Annotated in this window: 7 protein-coding genes; 3 read left to right on the top strand and 4 right to left on the bottom strand. The window is 64.7% G+C overall.

Annotated features, from left to right (window positions below; translation table 11 throughout):
- Positions 1-7 precede the first annotated feature (7 nt).
- The 4 genes from EN804_RS10210 to EN804_RS10185 form a co-directional block, all read right to left on the bottom strand.
- Positions 8-1036: a sulfate ABC transporter substrate-binding protein gene (locus tag EN804_RS10210; RefSeq protein WP_127278932.1), complete on the bottom strand. Its 1029-nt coding sequence runs from the start codon at positions 1034-1036 to the stop codon at positions 8-10.
- Between the two features lie 170 nt (positions 1037-1206).
- Positions 1207-1872 carry a M15 family metallopeptidase gene (locus tag EN804_RS10205; protein WP_246693406.1) on the bottom strand — a complete coding sequence of 222 codons (666 nt, stop codon included), beginning with the start codon at positions 1870-1872 and terminating at the stop codon, positions 1207-1209.
- Positions 1873-2202: 330 nt separating this feature from the next.
- On the bottom strand, positions 2203-4293 hold the full coding sequence (pbpC, locus tag EN804_RS10195) for a penicillin-binding protein 1C (protein ID WP_246693405.1): 2091 nt from the start codon (positions 4291-4293) through the stop codon (positions 2203-2205).
- A gap of 245 nt (positions 4294-4538) precedes the next feature.
- A complete protein-coding gene (locus EN804_RS10185; RefSeq protein WP_135919304.1) occupies positions 4539-10019 on the bottom strand; it encodes an alpha-2-macroglobulin family protein in 5481 nt (1826 codons plus the stop codon).
- Between the two features lie 280 nt (positions 10020-10299).
- Between EN804_RS10185 and EN804_RS10180 the strand changes: the two genes are divergently transcribed.
- From EN804_RS10180 to EN804_RS10170, 3 genes are all read left to right on the top strand, one after another.
- Entirely contained in the window at positions 10300-12228 is a 1929-nt protein-coding gene (locus EN804_RS10180) for an autotransporter assembly complex family protein (protein ID WP_135916674.1), read from the top strand.
- A gap of 2 nt (positions 12229-12230) precedes the next feature.
- Positions 12231-18287, top strand: a complete 6057-nt coding sequence (locus tag EN804_RS10175; RefSeq protein ID WP_135919303.1) for a translocation/assembly module TamB domain-containing protein — start codon at positions 12231-12233, stop codon at positions 18285-18287.
- A gap of 252 nt (positions 18288-18539) precedes the next feature.
- Positions 18540-20192 carry an ABC transporter substrate-binding protein gene (locus tag EN804_RS10170; protein WP_127277964.1) on the top strand — a complete coding sequence of 551 codons (1653 nt, stop codon included), beginning with the start codon at positions 18540-18542 and terminating at the stop codon, positions 20190-20192.
- Positions 20193-20293 lie beyond the last annotated feature (101 nt).

The raw sequence follows: 20293 nt of genomic DNA, 5'->3' as shown, positions 1-20293 counted from the left end.
TTTTAGCTCACTGGGCCGGTTTGTAGATCTGGTCGAATATACCACCGTCGCCGAAATGATAAGGCTGTGCCTTCTTCCAACCACCGAAAAGCGGGTCGTCGATGGTGATCAGCTTGATAGGCGGCAGCTTGGCGAGATCCTCGGGCGGAACCAGTTCGGGCTTGGACGGCCGGTAATGGTTCTTGGCGATGATGGTCTGGCCTTCCTTGGAATAGAGGTAGCTCAGATAGGCCTCGGCCACCTTGCGCGTGCCCTTGGCGTCGACATTGGCATCGACCACGGCCACCGGCGGCTCGGCCAGGATCGAGGTCGGCGGATAGACGATGTCGAAATTGTCGGCGCCAAACTCGTCGAGCGCCAGATAGGCATCGTTTTCCCAGGCGATCAGCACGTCGCCAAGGCCTTTTTGCGCGAAGGTCACTGTCGAGCCGCGCGCACCGGTGTCGAGCACGGGAGCATTGGCATAGAGCTTGCCGACGAATTCCTTGGTCTTGGCTTCGTCGCCGCCATCATTGGCGTTGGCATAGGCCCAGGCCGCGAGATAGTTCCAACGCGCGCCGCCCGACGTCTTGGGGTTGGGCGTGATCACCTGGACGCCGTCCTTGACGAGGTCGTTCCAGTCGTGGATGCCCTTGGGATTGCCCTTGCGGACAAGGAAGATGATGGTCGAGGTGTAAGGCGCTGAATTGTTTTCGAATTTCTTGCGCCAATCGGGATTGATCTTTTTCGATTTGGAGACGATGGCATTGATGTCGCCTTCGAGAGCCAGCGTCACCACATCGGCGTCGAGGCCGTCGATCACGGCGCGGGCCTGGGCGCCCGATCCGCCATGTGACTGCTGGATCGTCACCGTCTCGCCGGTCTCTGTCTTCCAATGCGCGGCGAAGGCCTCGTCATAAGCCTTGTAGAGCTCGCGCGTCGGATCGTAGGACACGTTGAGAATGGTGGTGTCGGCAAACGCGAAACCGAGCGTGCCGAACTGGACAGATGTGGCGACCAGTGCGCCGAGCAGTTTCCTGAAATGAGGTTTGGTCATTTCTGCCTCCGTTGAACCCGCGCCAAATCTACCGAAATTATAGAAATTAGATGCATTGAATGTTGCCTTTTTTGCCTCCCTGGAGAAAATCTCCGGCGTTCTGCCGCGGCTATGAGAAATATTTTCCTCGCGGTTGCTCCTCGCCGGAGTCGGTCCGCCCTGTGGCCTATCTAGGGACGCGCGGTTGCCGGGCAAGTCTGCTTTGGGCGGGTCACTCGGCGGTCACCGGGAAATCGAAGCGCTGCTTTTGAAATGGCTCTTGGTCGAGCGTAAAAATGCCACCATTCTCGCGCGTAGTTCCTGAAACCTCCAGCACGCATGGCATCGACAAGGAGCTTGCGGTTTGCCGCCGCTTCGGCGCCGAGCGGGCGATGCGCGGTCTCACTCGTCCGGTCGAAGCAGTCGAAGCCGGTGCCGAAATCGAGAGTGTTGGCATCGACCGCGCCGCAGGCCGGTTTCGGCATGGACGTACTGTCGGCCGGTGCGATGGCGATATCGACGGTCGAGCCGCGCGAATGTGCCGACTGGCGGGCGACATAGCCCTCGGCGATGAGGTCGCCGCGCTTGACCTGCGGATACCATTGCGGGTCAGGCGGCCCGCCCGCGGTCGTCCAATCGCCCATGTCGGCCACGGAGCGGGCAGGGCGATAGCAGTCGAACACGATCAGCGTCATGCCCCTGGCGACCATTGCCTTCTGGACCCCGGCAACGGCTAAGGCCGCCTGCCGGGCGAGGATGCAGACCGGCGCATCATAGCCGCTTACCTTGCGATGCAGAAAATTGTCGGCGCCGGAATAGCGGATGTCCTGGCGGATCGAGGCATCGATGGCGGCCAATCGGACGAAGCCGGTGGGCAGGGGATCGGCCGAGGCGGGAAGAGTGACTGCGAAGAAAGCCGCTAAAATGGCGGCTATACTGCGTAAGGTATGGCGTGGCACGCCCCCCTCTGCCCTGCCGGGCATCTCCCCCTCGAGGGGGGAGATTGGCAGCTTTTGCGTCGCGCGCCGCCGTTGGTCGTTGCCGAAAGCGGCCTGGCCATCCGATCTCCCCCCTTGAGGGGGAGATGGCCGGCAGGCCAGAGGGGGGCGCCTCGCACCGGACATCAGGCAATTTATCCCTTATTCCCGGACCTCGAAAGGCCAGTCTCCTGAATCCCTTGACGCAGCCTATTCAACGAACACTTTCACACTGGCCGCCCGTCCCGCCGCGTCGATGACGGTCAGCGTCGAGTAACCCGCGCCGTCGGGCTGCCATGTCGCAGTGCGACGGCGATCGAGGCCGATGAGCGGCTTGCCGTTGGCCAGCCAGCGGAACGGCGCCCGGCCGCCTTGGAGCTTCAGCACCAGTGGCGACGCATCGGCCGAGTTGGTGGCGAGATCGACGCGGGCGCCATCCGGCGGGAAGATGATGGTCGGCGCGGGTTCGGTCGGGGTCGCCTGCACCAGGCCATCCGCGCCGGCGCCGAAGCGGGCAAGCGTCACCGGCAGGTCCTCGCGCTTGGGGGTGAAGGCGCCGGGCGGTTTGCCCGGCAGCGGTACGGTCGCCAGCCCCGAGCGGACAAAACCTTCGAACAGGATCGGGGCGGCCGAGACATAGCCGGAAAGACCCGGCACCGCGCCGGCATCGGGCCGGCCGACCCAGACGCCCAGCACATAGCGGCCGTCGAAGCCGACCGACCAGGCGTCACGGTAGCCGTAAGAGGTGCCGGTCTTGTAGGCAATGCCGCGCTGCAGGGCGCCTTCGGGTGGCTTCACACCCGACAAAATGTCGACGATCTGCCAGTTGGCCTGGTCGTTGAGGATGGTGGTGGTCGAACTCGCGGCGTTGGCCGGCTCGGTGCCGTCATGCAGCGAATGCGTCTTGCCGCCATTGGCGAGCCCTGTGTAGAGCTGGACCAGGTCGCGCAGCGTGACGCCGACGCCGCCGAGGCCGATGGCCAGGCCGGGCGCTTCATTGACCGGCAGGATCGGGTTGACGCCCGCCTGGCGGAAGCGCGCCGTCAGCCGTGCCGGGCCGACCGCGTCGAGCACGCGGATCGCCGGCACGTTGAGCGATAGTTGCAAAGCCTGGCGGATCGAGACATCGCCCTGATAGCCCATGTCGAAATTCTTCGGCCTGTAGCCGCTGAAATCGACCGGGCTGTCCTCGATCAGCGTTTCCTGCGCCACCAGTCCCTGCTCGAAGGCGAGGCCGTAGATGAACGGCTTCAGCGTCGAGCCGGGCGAGCGCACGACCTTGGTCATGTCGATCCAGCCGGAACGGCTGGAATCGAAGAAATTGGCCGAGCCGACTTCGCCCAGAATGTCGCCGGTGCGGGCATCGGCCAGCACCATGGCGACGGACAGACGCGGCCCGAGCTTGGCGGCGGCATCGCGCGCCACCCGTTCCAGTCCTTGCTGGACGCTTTTGCGGATCGTCAGCTTGAGCGGCTGACCCGGAACGGCCTTGGGAAGCATCGCATAGGAGGCATGCGCGGCAAGCGCCGGCAAGGTGCGGCGCAGGCCCGAGACATCGTCAAGTGCGGCGCGTGCCGCCTCGCGTTCGCCGATCAGGCCTGACGAGACCATGCGGCTCAGCACACGATCGCGCGCGGCGTGGGCGATCTGGAGGTTGCGGTCGGGCCGGCGCTTTTCCGGCAATTGGGGGAGGGCGACGAGAAGGGCGGCCTCGGAAACGGTGAGCCGCTTCGGTTCCTTGCCGAAATAGGCGAGCGAAGCGGCGCGCACGCCTTCCAGGTTGCCGCCATAGGGCGCCAGCGTGAGATAGCGCTCGAGGATGTCGCGCTTCGACAGCCGCCGCTCGATCTGGATGGCGCGCAGCATCTGCTTGATCTTGGAGCCGAGGCTGCGGCTTTCGCGCGGCTCGATCAGCCGGGCAAGCTGCATCGACAGGGTCGAGCCGCCGGAAACGATATGGCCGCTGGTGGCGAATTGGCCGGCGGCGCGGGCGAGAGCCAGCACATCGACGCCCTCATGGTCCCAGAAGCGCTTGTCCTCATAGGTGACCAACATGTCGACGAACTGCTTGTCGACCTGGTCCAGCCGGGTCTCCAGCCGCCAGTAGCCGTCAGGCGTCGCGAAGGCGCGCAACAACTGGCCGTCGCGGTCCTGGACTTCGGTGGAGACGGTCAGAGTTGCGGGCAATGGTGGGGGGAAAGCGCGGTCGAGTTCCCAGAGGGCGGCGGTGGCGATTGCCGCAACGACGGCTAGCGATGCTCCCGCAATGGCGGCCCGCCAAATGAATTTCTTGGAGAGCATGGCGCTGCCCCTCATCCGCCTGCCGGCACGACGGCCCTTCGGGCGTTCGCCGTTCGAAAAGCCAAGCAATTGGCTTTTCGTCCGCTGCGCGGGCCACGGCTCACCTCCCCGTATAGTGACGGGGAGAAGGGAGCTGTCGCGGCGGTCGGCGCTAGCCCCTTTCTCCCCGTCACTATACGGGGAGAAATGCCCGGCAGGGCAATGAGGGGCAGCGCAAGCCTCACGTTCATATCCGCCAAGGCACCTTACGGCGCCTTGATCTCCATCATGCCGGTGGCGGTGCGGGCCGAATATTGCGGCCGGTACATGTCCTCCACCGTTGCCGCCGGATGGGCATAGGTGCCCGGCGTGACGGCGCGCACGACATAGGCAAGCGTCAGATTGTGGTCGTGGTCGCCGTCGGCCGGGTTGAATGCCGCGACGAAGCGGTCGTCGCGGAATTCCAGATGCGCGGCGTCGGTCTGCGCCAGCCAGGAGAAGTTCGTCAACTGGGCGCTGGAAACCAGGCCCGGATTGTCGATCTCGAAGCCGGCCGGCAACAGGTCGGTGACCAGCAGGCGCGACGGCCAGCTGTTCTGCTCGGTGACCTTGAGCACGACGACATAGCGTTCGTTCTGGGTGGCCTCAGTCACATTGGCTTCCGTGCCATCGAGCTTGTAGTAGGTGCGGCTGATGGTGAAGCCGTCGCCGCCGGCCGGCAAGGGCTGGATCGGCGACGCCACGGTGGTGACGACGGCCTGCAGCGGGGTCTTGCCGGTGTTGGTGATTTCGAGCGGGCTGTCGACCAGGTCTGAGCCGTTGACCTGGTTGGAATAGCCGCCGGAATGCGGCGCGCCGTTGACGGTCAGCGCGATGGAGTCATTGCCCTCCTTCAGCGCACGCGCCGCCAGCAGCATCCAGGAATCGTCCTGGGTGCTGGTCCAGCGGGCTTCGGCGCGTTTCCTTGTCACCAGCTTGATGAGCTCGGGCACGATCGTCGATACCGGCTTCGATTCCGCCGCCAGCGACAGCATCGCCGCGCCGTCACGCAATGCCGAGCCGTAGTCGGAACGGTACCAGTCGTAGTCGGTGCTCGACTTGGCCAGTTGCAGCGCGGTCTTGAACGTCGCCTCCGAACGCTGCGTGTCGCCATAGAGCGCAAGGCTCGCCGCCAACTGGGCGACGGCCATCGGGCTCGAGAAGGCTTCGAGCTGGGTGTCGGCGTAGTAGCGTAGATCGCCGATCGAGGCCTTCTTGTTGCGGGCCAGCACGTAGAGGGCGTAGGCGATCTCGCTACCGCGGTCCTGTACGCTCTGGTCGTAGCCGAGCGAGTTCTGCAGGTTGTTCAGGGCCTGGTTCATCGCCAGAGCCGGCACGTCGTATTTCTGCTCCCGCGCCCTGGTCAGGAATTCGCTGACATAGGCGTCGAGCCACAGATCGCCGGAGCCCGGACCCCACAGGCCGAAGCTGCCGCTCGAGGACTGGTAGCTCAGGACCTTGTAGATCGCATCCTGGATGCGCCCGTGCAGTTCAGGGTCGCTTTCCATGCCGACGCCTGATGCCATCTCGTTGACGTAGAGAAGCGGCATGGCGCGGCTGGTGGTCTGCTCGGCGCAACCATAGGGGTAACGATCGAGCGTCATCAAGAGCGACGGCACGTCGAAGGCCGCAGCCTGCGAAACGCCGACGCTGACCGATGCGCCTTCGAGCAGGCTGGCAGCCAGCAGCTCCTTGTCGACGCGAAGCGCGCCGCCATTGCCCTTGAGGTCGACCACGAGGCGCGTGGTGACCGGCAATTGGGCCGGACGCACCGGGACATAGAGCGTCTGCTCGACCTTGGTGCCGTCCGCATGCGCCAGCTTGATGGTCAGCGAGGCATTGCCCGCCGTCTTTGCGATCAGCGGCACGGTCAAGGTCTGGCGCTTGCCCTGGGCGAGCGTCAGCTTCTGGGGCAGGGGCTTGTCACCTGTCGACAGGTCCCCCGTCGTATCGATCGACAGCGCATAGTCGCCGGCCGGTCCGTCGGTGTCGGCAACGTCGAGACGCATGACGGCGTTGTCGCCAGGCGCCAGGAAGCGCGGCAGGCCGGCGGTGATCACAACGGGATCACGCACGATCACGTCCGACTGGGCATGGCCGATCGCCTCCTTGGTCCAGGCGACAGCCATGACGCGCACGGTGCCGTTGAACTGCGGGATGTCGAAGTCGATCCGCGCCTTGCCGTCGGCGTCGAGCTGGACGATGCCGGAGAAGAAGGCGACCAGTTTTTCAGTGGGCGGGCTGCCTTGCGTCTGCATGTTGGCGCCGTCACCGCCGGTCCTGAGCTTGCCGGTGGTGCCCAGCGAGCCATCGATCAGGCGGCCGTAGATGTCGCGGATCTCCATGCCCAGCATGCGCTGGCCAAAGAACCAGTTCTCCGGATCCGGCGCCTTGTAGTTGGTCAGGTTGAGGATGCCGACATCGACGGCGGCAACGGTGACATAGGCGTTGGTGCCCGGCTGCACGCCGGCCACGGAAACCGGGATCGACAGCTGCTGGCGCGGCATTGTCTTGTCCGGCGGCGTGAGCGTGACGGCAAGCTTCTTGGCGCCCGGATCGACGGTCAGCCATTTCACGCCGATGGCGCGGGCGGGCATGCGCGTTTCCTGCGCGTCGCCCGGCCGGAAAAGGGTTGCCGTGACATAGGCGCCGGCGCCCCAGTCGTCGCCGACCGGGATGTCGACGGTGCTGCCGCCGGCCGGCACGGTCGCCGTGATGGTTTTCAGCAGCTTGTCGGAGCCGATGTTGATCAGTAATTCGCCGGCAAAATGCGGCGAGATTTTCAGCTTTGCCACTTCGCCCGCGGCATAATTGTCCTTGTCCAGGGCAATCTCCAGGCCGTCAGGCGTTTCGGTGGTGGTCGAGGCGACATACCAGCCGGCGTCGAATTCATAGCTGGTCGCCGGCCCCTCGGGATCCGATGTCTCGACCTCGAGCCTGTACTGGCCCCAGTCGACAGGTACGGAGACGGCGGCATCGCCATCGGCGTTGAGATCGATCTGGCCGTTGGCGATCGATTTGGTGAAGCTCACCGGCTCGTAGTTCCAGGAGTTGTTGGAGCGGTACCACTGGTAATTGCGTTCGACCTTGACCAGCGACCACTGCGCGCCTTTCAGCGCCTCGCGCTTGCCATCGGGATCGACGGCGATCAGGCTGAACTTGGCCGTGCCCCCCTGCGGCACTTCACCATCGGCGAAATCCGGGCGGATGCCGATCATATGGCCTTGCGGGCGGATGCCGATGTTGAGCGAACGCTCGATGGCGCGGCCACCGGTTTCGCGCATGCGCACCGTCACCTTGCCGTCGACCAGCTTGGTGGTCGAGGGCAATTGGTCGACGGAGATCGGGAAGGTCGCTTTGCCGTCGTCGCCGACCACCGGCAGATCGGTGAGCGGCGTGACCGTGGGCTCCGCCGACTGCTCGTCGGCGAGGCCGAAGGAAAAGTCGGGGAAGCGGTCCCAGTCCCGGGACGTCGACAGGGTCAGTTCGCCTTCCAGCGCCAGGCCCGCCGCCGGCGCGCCATAGAGGAAGCGGCCGTCAATGTTGATGTTGGCGGTTTCGCCCCGCGCAATCTCCTGCTTGTCGGCCTTCATGTCGAACTCGATGCGATCCGGCACGAAGTCCTCGACCAGGAACATCTGGCTGGCAACCGCCGGCTGCTTGGGGTCGGTGTGGATCGACACCGACCATGTGCCGCGCATGGCGTTGGCTTCAAGCGGCAGGTCGACGGCGTGACCGCCGGCCGATGCGCCGCCGCTGACGATGCGGCGGTCCTCGACGCCATCGGGACGCGAGAAGATAAAGGTCAGCGGCAGGTTCTCGACCGCCTTGGCCGCGCCGTCGCGGGCAAGCGCGGCGACATGGACGTCCTCACCGGCGCGATAGATGCCGCGTTCGGTCCAGGCATAGACGTCGAGCGCGCCCGGTGCGGCGCGTCCGGTGACGCCGCGGTCGGACAGGTCGAAGCCGGCCTTTGACATATCGAGGAAGACGAAATCATTGTCCCCCTGCTTGGCCATCAGCACGGCCGGCACCATGCCGCCGTCACCGCGCGTCAGGCCGGGGTTGAAGACGGCATGGCCGTTCGCATCCGACGTCGCGGTTCCGAGAACCTCGTTGTTACGAGCAACCAGTGTCAGTTCGGCCCCGGCAATCGGCTTGGCGCTACCCAGCGAACGGGCAAAGACGTTGAGCCCGTCCTGGCCGGTGTAGGTCGACAGGCCGATGTCGGAGACGACGAACCACTGCGTGGCCAGCGAGCCGTAGTCGTCGCTCTTGTCGTTGACGGCCTTGGCGGTCAGCACATAGACGCCGGGCTTGCGCTGCGGCAGCGCTTCGTCGACCGGGAACGAGGTGGTGACCTCCTTGTTGAGATCGTTGACGATGTCGAGCTGGCCCTGCCAGACCGGCGCGCCCATCTGCTCGGAAATGTTGGAAATGTCATAGCCGTCGAGCTGGTGCAGGAACTGATAGCCCGACAGCAACTGCGCCAGCGAGCGGTCGCCGATGCGGTAGAGCTTCATCTCGGCGGCGTTCATGTTGACGGTGACGACCGGAATGCCGCGGCGCGCGCCGGCCGGCAGCACGAAGCTGTCGCCGGTGAAGCGGGCGGATGGCGCGCGGTCCTGCACATAGATCGACAGCACCACGGGGGCAGCGGTCACTTCGCCGATCGCGGCCGGCAGGCCGGCGCGGAAGGTGACGTCATAGTGCTGGCCGTGTTCGAGCCCTTCGACGCAGATCTGCTTGTCCTTGGCCTCGATGCCCTTGGGCGCGGCGTTGTCGACGGTGACGAACTGCGCGTAGTCGACGCCGGTCTTGACCAGATCCTCGGAGAATTGCGCGCAGATGCGCGGCGCGCTGGTGTCGGCATCGACAGAGTGATCGATGACGCGGAATCCCTTGCGGGCCTTCAGATCGGCATAGTCGGCCTGGACCGCGGGCGAGCTTTCCAGCGCAAGGCTGGCTTCATAGGCCTGCAGCGCCGGCCGGTAGAGATCGCGCTTGTCGAGACCATTGCCGAGCAGCGCCAGCACTTCGGCGCGCGTCTTGGTGGTGCGCAGCAACTTGTAGGCGTTGAAGGCGGCCGACGTGGCGTTTGCCGGCAAAGTTGAGGCTTCGGAGGTGCTCGCGGCGGGCTGCACGGCCAGCGTTTCGCGCGCCAGCTTGAGCCAGAGCTGGCCGTCATCCGGCATGACCGAGACAGCGGCCTCGTATTTCTGCATGGCGGAGCGATGGTCGCCGGTCTGTACGGCTTGTTCGGCCGAGTTGATCAGCGCCGCCATGCCCTCCGTCGGCTTGTCAAAGGCAGGGCCAAGCAGCTTGTTGCGGTATTGCTGGGCCTGGTCGGCCATCCAGTTGGGGAAGAAGGCGAGTTCCGGCGGCGCGCCGATATCTGGATCGCCGTCGATGTTGACGACCTTGCCGGCGACCGCGCCGTTGAAGGATTTCAACTGGTTATAGTCGGATTTGAGAAAGCACCATTTGGCCTTGGTGTTGTAGGTGAAGGCGCGGCAGGTCGGATCGCCGAGGCATGTCGTCTTGCACTGGTCGAGCGTGACGTTCTGGTCGGACCTGAGATCGAAGCCGAAATAATCGGAATTGTCCGTCGTTGCGATTCTTCGCGCTTCCGCCGCTTGCGCGACGCTACCCCAGGCAAAGAAAAGAAGGACGAGAATCGACAGACCACGAGCCGCGCGCATTGCCATAACACCCTCCAGACAATTGCAGACGTCCGGGCATGTTCAAGCTTCAGTCAGGCTTGTCAACGCGCGGACGCGGCAGGTCTCCGCCTGCCAACGGTTTATTTTCCGGCCAAGGACCGGTATGCGGACAGTAACCTCCACGGGAAGGGGATCACGCTTTCTTGCGGAAACGCAGAAGGTGTGAATTCCAAGCCCACCCTATTTCAGACAATTGGATTGTGGCCCCTTTACGAGCGCTTCAGAACTTCATTCCAATTTTAGTTTTGTAACCTAGGTTGTCTTAATGCCGGCGCATGAAGAGCAGATGTCAGGAGGGACCGCGCCAGGGCGCGTGCTTCCGCGCGCCCTGCTTTTGGCCATGATGTGCGGGACCGCGCTGATCGCCGAATCAAGATCCGTGGCCGCGTTCGAGCTTTTCGGCATCAAGCTGTGGGGATCGTCCAGCGACGAGGACGCGGACATTGTCGATCCGCTGCGCTACGCGGTGACCATCTCCGCGCCCGACGCCGACAAGGACCTCGTCAAGAAGCTCGAAAACGCCTCGGCGTTGAAAGGCGACGAGGACCGGCCCGTTTCGGGTTCGCTCGGGCTGATGGCCAAGGCGCGCGGCGACCGCGAACAGCTGGTCGCCGCACTTTATGCCGATGCCCGCTATGAAGGCGTCGTCACCATCACCATCGACGGCAAGCCGCTCGACGAACTGCCTCCGGACGCCGAGTTCAAGGGGCCGCAGCCTATCCCTGTGGCGATCAATATCGCCACAGGCCCCAAATTCACCCTTGGCGACATCCGGCTGGAGGGCGACGCGGCGGGGCTGATGAGCGCCGATTATGGGCTGATATCCGGCGGCGACGCCGGATCGGGCGCGGTGCTCAAGGCCGAGGCGCTGATCGTGCGGACGCTGAAGGAGCAGGGCAGGCCGCTGGCCAAGGTGACCGACCGGCATATCGTCGCCGACCACGCCACATCGACGCTCGATGTGACGCTGACGGTCGCAGCCGGGCCGGTCGCCGGCTATGGCGCGACCACCGTGGAAGGCACCGAGAAGGTCGACAGGGACTTCACCGAATACATGACCGGGCTGAAGCGCGGCAGGCAATACTCGCCACAGGAGATCAGCGACGCGCGCGACAGGCTGCTGGCGCTCGAGGTCTTCAACAGCGTGACGTTCAAGGAAGCCGACAAGCTCGACGCCGACGGCAACATTCCGATCGGCGTCCAGGTCAGCGAGCGCAAGCCGCGCTTTTTCGGCCTTGGCGGCACCTTCTCGAACACCGAGGGGCTTGGCCTCGAGGGCTACTGGGGGCACCGCAACCTGTTTGGCCGCGCGGAAAAGCTGCGCATCGACGGCGCCATCAGCGGCATCGGCAGCAACAATCTGTCCGAACTGAACTACAATGCCGGCATCATGTTCGAGAAACCCGGCGTGATCGGACCGGCGTCGAAGTTCTTCGCCAGCGTCAAGACCGTGCTCGAGCATCCGGATGCGTACGACCATTTCTCGGTCAAGGGCAGCACCGGCCTGTCCTACGAACTCGACAAGAAGCAGACCGTGTCGGCCGAGGTGGCGCTCGATTATTCGCGCATCCATGACGCCTTCGGCAAGCACACCTACCTGATCGCCAGCATTCCGCTGCAATATGTCTATGACAACAGGGACAGCAGGTTGAACCCGACCAGGGGCTTCAGGGTGCTCGCCTATGCCGAGCCGAGTTACGACATACTGAGTGGTGCGGCCTTCCTCAAGCTGAAGGGCGAGGGATCGGCCTATCAGTCGCTGGATACCGCGTCGAAATTCGTGCTGGCTGAGCGTGTCGCCATCGGCTCGATCGTCGGTACCGGGCTGCAGAACGTCCCGGCCGACCGGCGCTTCTATTCGGGCGGCGGCGGCTCGGTGCGCGGCTATGCCTATCAGGGCATCGGCCCCAAGGATTTCACCGGCCAGCCGATCGGCGGCCTATCCTTCTTCGAGACCTCTGTGGAGATGCGCATCGCCGTCACCGACACGATCGGCATCGTGCCCTTCGTCGATGCCGGCACGGTATCGACCAAGTCGGTTCCCAACTTCTCCGACGTCAAGGTCGGCGCCGGTGTCGGCCTGCGCTATGTCACGCCGTTCGGGCCGCTGCGCATCGACGCGGCTGTGCCGCTCAACCGTGATCCCGGCGACCCGCATTTCGGCATCTATGCCGGCATTGGCCAGGCCTTCTGACGATGAAAACGGTGTGGCGCATCCTTCGCATTGTCCTCTACACGCTGCTGATCATGGTCGCGGGCGCGATCGGCGCGCTCGTCGTGCTGACCAAGACCGAGCGTGGGCGCGACAATCTCGCCGGCATCATCTCGCGGCTCGCCTCGAGCGAGGATCGCAAGGTCACCGTCAGCGGCATCGGCGGCATCTGGTCGGGTAATCTCAGCGTCGACCATGTCGTGCTTGAGGATCGCGAGGGCGCCTGGCTGGTGGCGCGCAAGGTGGCCGTCGACTGGTCGCCGACGGCGCTGCTGTCGAAAAGCTTCAGCGCCGACCGCATCGCCGCCGGGCGCATCGAACTGGCGCGCCTGCCGGTGGCCGGTTCGCAGCCGCAGGCGCAGGGCGGCACGACGACGCTGCCGGTCTCCATCGACATCAAGCAGATCGACCTGCCGGAAATCGCGCTCGGCGAGCAGCTGGCCGGCAGCGGCATCGCCGAGCTCGCAGCCAAGGGAATGCTCAAGGCCGATGCCGCGCCACTGGCGGTCCAGACGGTGCTCAACGTCACCCGTCACGACGGCAAACAGGGCAATGTCGATGCCAAGATCCAGTTCGCACCCGCCGACAACAAGCTGGACCTCGACCTCAAGGCGTCGGAGCCGGCCGGCGGCATCATTGCCAACCTGCTCAAGCTGCCGGATGCGCCGCCGGTCGACATCGTCGTTTCGGGCAGCGGACCGCTTGCCAACTGGAGCGGTGTCGGCACCTTCCTCGTCGACCATCGGATCGTCACCCAACTTACCGGCCGCCACCAGCTCACCGACAAGGGCAATCATGTCGAGGCCAAGGGCGACGGCGATTTTGCGCGCTTCCTGCCGGAAAACCTGAAGCCGCTGTTTGCCGGCAAGACCAGCTTCGATGTCGCGGGCACCGCCACATCGGCGGGCGGCATCAGCATCGACCGGGCCAGCATCGAGAGCGATGCGGTACATGGCACCGCCGCCGGCATTGCCGATCCTGCCGGTGCCAGCGATCTCTCGGTCGAACTCGCCGCCAAGGGCCCGCCCGTGGTGATCAGCGTCGGCAGCAAGGCGCAGCCGATCACGCTCGCGATCAAGAACGCCACCGCACGCGCCTTCGGCGACGGCAAGGCGCCGATCGTCGACATCGGCGCCTCCTTCGTTTCGATCGTCGTCGGCGGCACGCGGCTGGACGATCTGGCGGCGCAAATCCATTCCGATGGTTTCGATATCCAGAATCGCGCCGGCCCGGTTGCCGTCAAGCTGGAGGCGGGCGGCCTGAAAACCGACGTCGCGACACTGGCGCCGCTGATCACCGGCAAGGTCGACGTCGATCTGGCCGGCTCAATCAGCAAGGACGCCATTATTGCCATCGATCAGGGTACGCTGCGCTCCGATGCGCTCAATGCGTCGCTGACGGCGACGGTGGCGCTGGCCGACATGTCGATGCAGCTCAAAATGAATGCCGATGCCGTGGCGACCGCGTTCCCGCAGCAGATCGCCTCGGTGCTCGGCGGGCGGGTGAAATTCTCGGCCGCTGCATCGCGCGATCCGCAGGGATCTTTCGCTGCGAACTCGATCGAACTCACTTCCGGATCGCTCAGCGCCAGCGGTACGGCCAGCATGCAAGGCACGGACATCCAGGCCGACATCAAGGGCAAATTGGGCGACGTTTCGGTGTTGTCGCCGACGGTCGGTGTGCCGGTTGCCGGCGGGGTCGATTTCGCGCTGTCGGCAACCGGCGCGATCACCGCTCCGGATTTCACCGTTAGCGCCGACAGCGACAGCCTGACCGCTTCGGGCCGCACGGTGAAGGCCATCAAGCTGACCGCGAGCGGCAAGGCCGACATAACGAACCCTTCCGCCAACGTCTCGCTGACCGGCGCCGTCAACGACCAGCCGCTCGACATCAAGGCGGCCCTGGTGACCAGCGAGGGCAAGCGCTCGATCAACGGCTTCCTGGTCTCGCTGGGCGACAACAAGGTCTCGGGCGACCTGGCGCTCGACGACAAGTTCATGCCCCTGGGCACGCTGACGCTCGCCGCACCGGCAATCGACCAGTTGGCCGCGCTCGCCGGCCAGGCGGTGACCGGCGACATCAACGGCACCATCCTCTTTGCCAAGGACGGCGACGCACCCTCCATTGCCATAGATGCCAAGAGCACATCGGTCGCGCGTGGCGAGGTGACTGCCAAGGCGATCGCCATCAATGCGCTGATCGCCAATTATCTCAAGGCGCCGGCGATGTCGGGCACCGTCAAGGCCGATGCGGTCACTTCGGGAAGCACCGAAATCGGCGCCATCGGCGTCGACCTCAAGCGCGACGGCGACTGGACCAATTTCACTGGCGGCGCCACGATCGCGGGCATTCCGGCGACCGCTGCCGGCCGGGTTAAGATCGCCGAGGGCACCACCAGCGTCGAGATTGCTTCGGGCGAAGCCACCGTTCGCGGCATCAAGGCGGCGATTGCCGAGCCGTCGGCCCTGTCCATCGCCAACGGCACGGCCAATATCGACAGGCTGGCGCTCGACGTTGGCGGCGGCCGGGTGGCGCTGTCGGGCAGCGCCGGCGAGACGCTCGATCTGGCGGCGCAGGTCTCGGCGTTGCCTGCCGCCCTTGCCAATGCGTTTCCGCCTCGCCTGGACGCCGCGGGAACGCTTGACGGTATCGCTGAAGTCGGCGGGACACCCGCGGCTCCCGACATCCGGTTCAACGCGAAGCTGGCCGGCGCCGAGACGAGCCAGACCCGACAGGCGGGGCTCGGGCCACTCGCCGTCGATGCGGCCGGCAGCTACACGATTGCCGGAGGCGTTGTCCTCGACCATGCCACCCTCTCCGGCGCCAAGGTCTCCGGCCAGGCCACCGGAACCATCAACCCGAACGGGGCCAGCGATTTCGCGATCGATCTGACCTCGTCCGGCCCCAGCCTGCCGCTGACGGTCGGAAGCACCGAGAGCCCGGTCAAGATCGAGGTCCGGTCAGTGTCGGCCAAAATCGCGGGCGAAAGCACGCATGCCCGGCTGGACCTTTCCGCGATCCTGCCCTCGGTCGTCACCAGCCCGGCAAAGGTGGACGGACTTACCCTGACCCTGCACTCGGATGCGTTCGATCTCAGGAATCGCGCCGGGCCGGTTTCCGGAACGGTGTCGGTCGACAAGGTTGGGCTCGACAATCCGACGATCGCGCCGCTCATCGCGGGCAAGGTCACGGCGGCGCTCACCGCCCGGCTGAGCGCCGACGCCGTCGCCATCGACAGCGGTACGCTGAAAAGCGATGCGCTCAGCAGCCAGGTCGCCGGCCAGGTATCGCTGCGTGACGGTGCCATCGACCTCAACCTGAAGGCGGATGCGCCATCGTCTGCGTTGCCGGCGGCGGCACGCGGCATGCTTGGCGACCGCGCCCAGATAAGCGCCACTCTGAAGCGCGAGCCCAGCGGCAATCTCAACATAGGTGGATTGAAGCTCACTTCGGGCCCGCTGAGCGCCGACGGGCAGGCAAGCCTTGCCGACAACAAGGTGACCGCCGACATCAAGGGTGCGCTGAGCGACATCTCGCGATTGTCGAAGGATGCCACGGGCGCCATCGCTTTCGCGCTGAGCGCGCAAGGGTTGGCCATGGCGCCCGACCTGTCGCTTACCATCAACAGCGACAAGCTCTCGGTGGCATCTCGCGAGATAACCGGATTGAAGCTCACCGCCACCGGCAAGGCGGACGCCGCCAATCCGGCGGCCAATGTCCAGCTTACCGGCAATGTCGCCGGCCAGGCGCTGCAGGGGAGTGCCGTGCTGGCAACGGCGAACGGCAAGAGCGCCATCAATGGCCTGCTCCTGTCGCTGGGCAAGAACAGGATTTCAGGCGATCTGGCACTGGACGACAAGTTCGTGCCCGAAGGCACCATCTCGCTCGACCTGCCCGATATCGGGCCGCTCGCCGCGCTGGCGCTGGAAAAGGCGGAAGGCGACGTGCGCGGCACGATCGCCTTCTCGAAGACCGGGGCGGCACCCCAGGTCGCCATCAAGGCGGCTACCGCCTCGATCACGCGCGGCGACCTCCAGGCGAAGGCCGTTTCCATAGATGCGCTGATCGCCAACTATCTCGCGGCTCCGGTCATCTCGGGCAAGATCCGCGCCGATACCGTCACATCGGGCGGCACCGTGATCCGCGGCATCGATGTCGATTTGAAACGCGACGGCGACTGGACCGGCTTCTCCGGCGGCGGCACGGTGAAGGGCATTCCAGCCAGGGCAGCCGGACGCGTGAAGGTAGCCGGTGGCACCACCACCATCGAGCTTGCGTCAGGGCAGGCGACCGTCCAGGGCATCAAGGCAGCCATCGCCCAGGCCTCGACCGTCAGCATCGCCAATGGCACGACGACGCTGGACAGGCTGGTGCTCAATCTTGGCGGCGGCACCGCGACGGTAACCGGCAAGGTCGGGCAGGCGCTCGACATCAATGCAGTGCTGGCGCGCGTGCCGATGTCGCTCGCCAACAGTTTCTCACCCGGGCTCGATGCAGCGGGTTCCATCTCCGGCACGGTAAAGGTGACGGGCGCACCGGCGAGCCCCGCCATTGCCTTCAACATCGACGCGGCCGGGGTGCAGACGTCGCAGACCCGTAGCGCCGGCGTCGGTGCGGTGAGTGTTGGTTCGTCGGGTACCTTTGCCGGCAACAAGCTGACCTTCGACGCCAATGTCAGCGACGGCGCCGGGCTTGGCCTCAAGGGCGGCGGCACGGTGACGACGGTGGGTACTCCGGCGCTGGTGCTCGACTTCAATGGCGCCGTGCCGTTCGGCCTTCTCAGTGAGAAACTTGCCGCGCAGGGCTTGTCGCTGACCGGCAACGCCAACGTGAATGTCCAGGTGCGCGGTCCAGCGACATCTCCGGTGATCGGCGGCAGCGTCAAAACCTCCGGCGCGCGGCTGGTCGACGCACGCTCGGGCCTTGCAGTCAACGATATCGCGGCCGATGTCTCGATAGGCAACGGCGTCGCCACGATCAATCGGTTGACCGGAACCCTGTCGACGCGCGGCAGCCTGTCGGCCAGCGGTACCGTCGGCATCAATCCGGCGCAAGGCTTCCCAGCCGACCTGTCGATCAAGCTCACCGATGGCCGCTACACGGATGGACGCGTGGTGACCGCCAACCTTGGCGGCGACCTGACGATCAAAGGGCCGCTGACTTCGGCGCCGGCGATTGCCGGCACCGTCAACCTGGCCAAGACCGTCATCACGGTTCCGGACAAATTGCCGGGCTCGCTCTCGGCGCTTGACGTCAAGCACAAGAATGCGCCGGGTCCGGTCAAGGCACAGGACAAGGCGCTGCGCCCGGCGACGACCAGCGGCAAGAGCGGCGGCAGCGGCCTTGCGCTCGACGTCACGGTCAATGCGCCGAACCAGATCTTCATCCAGGGCAGGGGTGTCGACGCCGAACTCGGCGGCTCGCTCAGGCTGACCGGCCCGGCCTCGTCGCCGCAAGCCGTCGGCACCTTCACCTTGCAGCGCGGCCGGCTGTCGATCCTTGGCAAGCGGCTGACCTTCACCGAAGGCACGGTCGGGTTCTCCGGCTCGCTGGTGCCTTACCTCAATCTGACGGCGACGACGACCACGACCGGCGCGACCGTCACCATCGTGGTGTCGGGCGAGGCGACAAATCCGAAATTCACCTTCAGTTCGGTGCCGGCGCTGCCGGAGGATGAAGTGCTGGCGCAACTGATCTTCGGGCGGTCGATGTCGAACCTCTCGCCGTTGCAGATCGCGCAGCTGGCAGAAGCGGCCGGGCAACTGGCCGGGGTCGGCGGCTCGACGTCGCTGCTGGAGAATCTGCGCAGCGCCATCGGCGTCGACGACCTCGATGTCACCACCGACGACAAGGGCGGCACGGCGGTTTCGGCCGGCAAATATCTCAACGACCGTACCTATGTGACCATCCAGAAGGGCGACAAGCCGGGTTCCGGCAAGGCGACCATCGACCTCAATGTCGGGCGCGGCGTCAAATTGCGCGGCGAGGCGACGGACGCCGGTGAAGCCAAGGGCGGCATCTTCTACGAGAAGGAATATTGACGGCCTGGCCCCTGCCTTGGCCTGGACTGGCGCTGTCGTAACCGGTGCAAATGTCTCAATTTAATCGCCCGAAGAGATTTTGGCGAAATCTGGGCGCACTAGCAATTTTGCGCCAAGACTGTCGCTATCACGCGAACTGCCCCCCGTCCAAAGTTGCACATTCGCTCACATGTTCCCAATCCATGCCGTCTTTGACATCATGGCCCGGATGCGGAATGTTAATCGGCGGAAAGCCAACAATGGGAGTTAGTCATGACAATTTATAAGAGCAACGGCGACAGCGTTCCGGATCATATCCTGGCCATGGCCGAAGAAGCCAAGGCAGGTAAGGTTGATCGCCGCGAATTCCTGGCCATGGCAAGCGTCTTCGGCGCCTCGACGGCGATGGCTTATGGCCTTCTCGGTCTCGCCGATCCGACGCCGGCAAGGGCAGAAGAGGTAAAAGGCAAGAAAGGCGGCACGCTGAAGGTCGCGCAGTGGATCAAGGATCCCAAGGATCCTCGCAAGGCCGACTGGTCGGAAATTGCCAATGCCGAGCGCCAGGCGCTCGAGCCGCTGGTCAAGTATACGAGCGAATATACGTTCCGCCCTTATCTGCTGGAAAGCTGGGACGTGAACGACGACGCCACCCAGTATACGCTGCATGTGCGCAAGGGTGTGACCTGGTCCAACGGCGACCCCTTCACAGCCTCTGACGTCGTCTTCAACCTGAAGCGCTGGGCCGACAAGAAGGCCGAAGGCAATTCGATGCCCGGCCGTCTCGGCTCGCTGGTCAAGGATGACAAGCTCGACGAAAGCGCCGTGACCATGCCGGACGACCACACGGTCGTGCTCAAGCTCGGCAAGCCTGACATCGCGCTCATCCCCAACATGTGCGACTATCCCGGCCTGATCGTCCACAAGACTTTCGACGAGAAGGGCGGCGACTTCAAAAACTGCCCGATCGGCACCGGTCCATTTGAACTCGTCTCCTACGACGTCGGCCAGAAAGTCGTCTACAAGCGCCGCGAAGACAACAAGTGGTGGGACGGCGAAGTGTTCCTCGACGGCATCGAATTCATCGACTACGGCACCGATCCGGCGGCCATGGTCAGCGCTTTCGAGGCTGGAGAAGTGCACACCAATTTCGAAACGTCGGCCGACTATGTGTCGATCCTCGACAAGATGGACCTGGTCAAGTCGGAAATCGTCACGGCTTCGACCATCGTCTGCCGCACCAACGTCAACAACAAGCCCTATGGCGACCAGAAGGTGCGCAATGCGTTGCAGCTCGCGGTCGACAACAATGTCGTCCTGCAGCTCGGCTATGGCAATGCCGGCTCGGTCGCCGAAAACCACCATGTCTGCTCGATCCATCCGGAATATTACGAACTGCCTAAGGTTGCCCGTGATCCGGCCAAGGCGAAGGCGCTGATGGCGGAAGCCGGCCAAGCCGACTTCGAACACGAGCTGATCACCGTCGACGAAGACTGGCACAAGAACACCGGCGACGCGATCGCCGCCCAGCTGCGGGAGGCCGGGATCAAGGTGAAGCGCACGGTGCTGCCGGGCTCGACGTTCTGGAACGACTGGACGAAGTATCCGCTGTCAATGACCAACTGGAACATGCGTCCGCTCGGCGTCCAGGTTCTGGCCATCGCCTATCGCACCGGCGAGGCCTGGAACGAGGCTGGCTGGTCGAACCCCGACTGGGATGCCAAGCTCAATGCGGCACTCGCCGTTGCCGACGCTGCCAAGCGCAAGGAAATGATGAAGGACATCGAGGAGATCCTGCAGGCTTCCGGCATCATCATCCAGCCCTACTGGCGCAAGCTCTACAGCCACTCGGTCAAGGCGGTGCAAAACTACAAGATGCATCCGACCTTCGAGCGCGACTACGGCAAGGTCTGGCTCGATCAGGCCTGATCGATCGGGCCGGGGAAAGGGGCATTGCCCCTTTCCCTCCCTCTCTGCGTCGCCATTGCAGGTTCGTCCGCAAAAAATACGGACTCACCCGGGAAGGCCAT

This window comes from Mesorhizobium sp. M8A.F.Ca.ET.161.01.1.1, from assembly GCF_004792105.1.
Taxonomy (GTDB): Bacteria; Pseudomonadota; Alphaproteobacteria; order Rhizobiales; family Rhizobiaceae; genus Mesorhizobium.
Note: the sequence above shows the minus strand (reverse complement) of the source record. Positions and strands in the feature narration are given on the sequence as shown.

What these genes read in the sequence shown, in the direction of transcription:
- EN804_RS10175 (WP_135919303.1), top strand. Translation starts at nt 12,231, where the DNA reads ATGAAAACGGTGTGGCGCATCCTTCGCATTGTCCTCTACACGCTGCTG.
- EN804_RS10180 (WP_135916674.1), top strand. Translation starts at nt 10,300, where the DNA reads ATGCCGGCGCATGAAGAGCAGATGTCAGGAGGGACCGCGCCAGGGCGC.
- pbpC (WP_246693405.1), bottom strand. Translation starts at nt 4,293, where the DNA reads ATGCTCTCCAAGAAATTCATTTGGCGGGCCGCCATTGCGGGAGCATCG.
- EN804_RS10185 (WP_135919304.1), bottom strand. Translation starts at nt 10,019, where the DNA reads ATGGCAATGCGCGCGGCTCGTGGTCTGTCGATTCTCGTCCTTCTTTTC.
- EN804_RS10210 (WP_127278932.1), bottom strand. Translation starts at nt 1,036, where the DNA reads ATGACCAAACCTCATTTCAGGAAACTGCTCGGCGCACTGGTCGCCACA.
- EN804_RS10170 (WP_127277964.1), top strand. Translation starts at nt 18,540, where the DNA reads ATGACAATTTATAAGAGCAACGGCGACAGCGTTCCGGATCATATCCTG.